The organism is Methanoregula sp. (assembly GCF_002835825.1).
Taxonomy (GTDB): domain Archaea; phylum Halobacteriota; class Methanomicrobia; order Methanomicrobiales; family Methanospirillaceae; genus Methanoregula.
Window position 1 is genome coordinate 1 of sequence record NZ_PIZH01000232.1, and the last position, 3,613, is coordinate 3,613.

Below are 3,613 nucleotides of genomic sequence, written 5' to 3' on the forward strand. Positions count from 1 at the left end.
CGCATCACTTCATACCGCTGGAGGCCAAGGTCAGGACCTCCCCAGCGCACACCCGTGATATTCCCTCCAGGCTGCCGCACGCTCTCGATAAGGCCGGTATCTTCCGTGAAGACATTGGCAAATATCACGGGGATGCCGGTTCCTTTCATGGCGGCTTTGGCCTCCTGCGATGCTTCCGTGGGGAAGACAAAAACCAGATCAACCTTGTTGTCCCTGAAGTCTTTCAAGGCTGACTGGTATGCCGGCTGGTCAAAACCAACCATTTTCCGGGAATCGTAGACAATATTTCTCCCTTCAGTATACCCCAGTTCGGCCATCTTCTCGCGGAAACCGTCTTCCGTGTCGGCAAAATAACTCATGCCGCTCAAGATCCCGACATGCCAGATCTTCCCGGAGCTGCTGTTCTTCACCTCTCCCGTGCCCAGGCATCCTGCAACCAGGATCGCCCCCACAAGGAGTGTGAGGGAAAGGATCGTGAATACAAAGAATACATTCCGTTTCATGTTCCTCCGCCTTCCATACCATTTCATAGGACCGATTTTTGTCATGGCTGCTCTTCACCCCTTCTCGTGCAAAACCATCGTGAACCGTGTCCCTGAGGTTCGGTCGAGTTCAACCGTGCCGTCGAGCTGGTCCACGAGTGAGTTGACCAGCCGGAGCCCCAGCGACTGCGTGTTCTTCCAGTCAAAGTCTTCGGGGATCCCCTCCCCGTCATCGCGGACAATCACGGTGAGCGTCTTCTTTTCACGCGTAACGCTGACAAATACTTCACCGGACTTCCCCTTGGGAAAAGCATACTTGAATGCGTTCGAGATCAGCTCATTGAGGATGAGCCCTAGCGGGATGGCTGTATTGATATCGACACGGACCTCGGGGGATTCGAGAGTGAACCGGATCCCCCGGCTCTTTGCGTCATAGAACTGCGAGAGGCCGGTTCCCAGGAACCGGATATAATCGTTGAGGTCGATATGCGCGATGTCCTCAGCCCGGTAGAGTTTTTCGTGGACAAGCGCCATGGCCTTGACCCGGTTCTGGCTCTCGCGGATCGTGGCAAGGACGATTTCATCCTTCACATAGCGTGACTGAAGGTTTAAGAGACTCACGATGATCTGGAGGTTGTTCTTCACCCGGTGGTGGATCTCCTTTAAAAGCATCGTCTTCTCGTTGAGGGATGCCCGAAGTTTCTCCTCGGCGTCGATGCGCTGCATGTTCTCTTTCTCGAGCGCTTCGTTTGCCTTCGAGAGCGCCTCGGTCCGGTCTCTAACCCGCTGTTCCAGGACGGTATTCAGGGACCGGATCTCGGACTCCAGTAACCGTCGGTTCGTGATATCGATATTGACACCGGTTATCCGGAGTGGGGTGCCGTTGTCACCCTTTTCTACAACCTTCCCTCTCCCGAGGATCCAGAGCCAGCCACCGTCTTTTGTACGTATCCGGTACTCGATCTCCAGCTGGGATTCACCTTCCTGGATCTTCCGTTGTAAATCGGCGACAACCCTCTTTCTGTCATCCGGGTGTATCAGCCCCGTCCAGGTGTCGAACTCAGCCGAAAACTCCTGAGGTTCGTACCCGAGCATGGTATAAAACCGGTCACTGAAAACTGCCGTGCCCGAGGGGACGTTCCAGTCCCAGAACCCGGCATCAGCGCCCTCAAGGGCAAGGCGGAGGCGCTGTTCGCTTTTACGAAGGGCATCCTCTGCCTCTTTCCTCTGCTGGATCGGCCGGGTGGTGACAACGATCCCGTTCACGCCGGGAACATCGAGCAGGTTATTTGCTATGGCTTCGACCCAGATGTACCCCCCGTCACCTTTTCGGATCCGGAACTCGGTGGGAATGCCCGAATTTGTCCGGTCGAAAACACCCTGGAGATCCTGTCTCACCTGAACAAGATCATCGGGATGGATATACTCCATGGGATCCTTTCCAATGAGGGATCCAAGGGGGTATCCCAGTATCCGTTCGGCAGAATCAGACTCATAGATGATTTTTCCCTCGCGGTCGAGGACACGGATGATATCCGAGGAGTTCTGGATCAGGGCCGAGAACCGCGTTTCGTTCTGGCGGACGGCCTCTTCTGCCTGGATGCGTGCGGTGACATCCCGTAACGAGAGGAGATTGGCAGGTTTCCCCTCATAGGTTATGACTTTGCCGATGCTCTCGACATAGATCTCGTGTCCTTTTGCCGTTATGACCTTGTACTGGGCCAGGTAGGCGTCATGGCCACGCGCCACTTCCTCAAAGTCACGGATCACATCCTTTCGGGACTCGGGAGCAACAAATTCGATTGCATCCCTCCCGACAAGTTCGCCCGGGGTTCCTGTTTCCAGTATCCTTGCAGCAGCAGTATTGGAAAACAGGATTTTTCCTTCCAGGTCGAGAATGAAAATTACTTCGAGAGCATATTCCACAAGGGAACGGAATTTCTGCTCGCTTGCCTCCAGCGCCCGGGCTGCCGCCTTCTTCTCGGAGATATCCCTGACGACACAGAAGATCAGTTTACGGCCTGAGAAAACAGCGGCATTCGTACTGATATCGACATCCAACAGGGTGCCGTCCTTTCTCCGGTGGCGTGACTCAAAATGGTCCCCGCCTTCGTCCACGCTGCTGATCATGCCTTCGAGCTGCTCTTTTGTGGCAACCGCTTCCCAGTCCCAGACATAAAGGTCTTTCATCTCTTCCGAAGTATACCCGAGCATGTCAGCGAACCGCTGGTTTGCCTCGAAGACTTTCCCATCCTGGTCCAGTGTGACAATACCGTCCCGGGACTGGTCCACCAGGATCCGACGGCGGGCTGCCTCTTCAGCAAGTATCCGTTCGGTGGCTTTCCTTTCGGTGAGATCGAGGATGACCCCGACCATGCGGACTGCTTCGTTTTCCGCATTATGGATAATATAGCCCCGGTCGAGAACATCGGCATACGACCCGTCAGCTTTACGGAAACGGTACTCGTCTGACCAGTTCTCACCACCGGTCTCAATTCGGTTCTTCAGGCCGGTTACCACCCGTTCCCTCTCATCAGGATGGACAAAGCTCTCCCATGTTGTAATGGTAAACTCGATCTCATCTTCCCGGTACCCGAAAATGGTGTAAATCCCCTCGTTCCACCACAGGTGGCCGGTCGTTAAGTCCCAGTCCCAGATGGTATCGTTTGTCGCATGGGAAATAATCCTGAACCGTTCATTGGATTCCCGTACTGCTTCTTCGGCCTGCTTCTTCTCGGTCACGTCCTCATAAATTGCGACAATCTCCCCGGATTCGAGCCGGTACACATAATTGTCCCGCCACCCGGAGATCCGGTTGTCTTTGTAGAGCGAAACGGGAAAAGCCTCCGCCTTTCCGGTTTTTGCTACCCGCTGGAAGACAAAAAAAAGACCGAACTCCACAACACCGGGGAAGGCCTCCAGGACGCTTCTGCCAATAATATTCTCCTTTCTGACATTCTCTATCGTCTCTACGGCGCGGTTGATATCGCGGATGATGAAGTCCTGCCCGCCAGGTACCGGATCGTAGATTGCCACCCCGCTGCTCATGGTGTTGAAAAGGTCACGGAACCGCGCCTCGCTGTCAGTAAGAGCTTTCTCTCCTTTTCTCATCTCGGTGACATCGGTGAGGA

At 54.6% G+C, this 3,613-nt stretch carries 2 protein-coding genes; both read right to left on the minus strand.

From position 1 onward, the window contains the following. The coding region (locus tag CW742_RS08830; protein ID WP_292419299.1) for an ABC transporter substrate binding protein at positions 1–503 on the minus strand (503 nt) is incomplete at its 3' end. Between the two features lie 54 nt (positions 504–557). Continuing rightward, positions 558–3,613: PAS domain S-box protein (locus tag CW742_RS08835; RefSeq protein WP_292419302.1), on the minus strand; the 3,056-nt coding region annotated here is incomplete at its 5' end.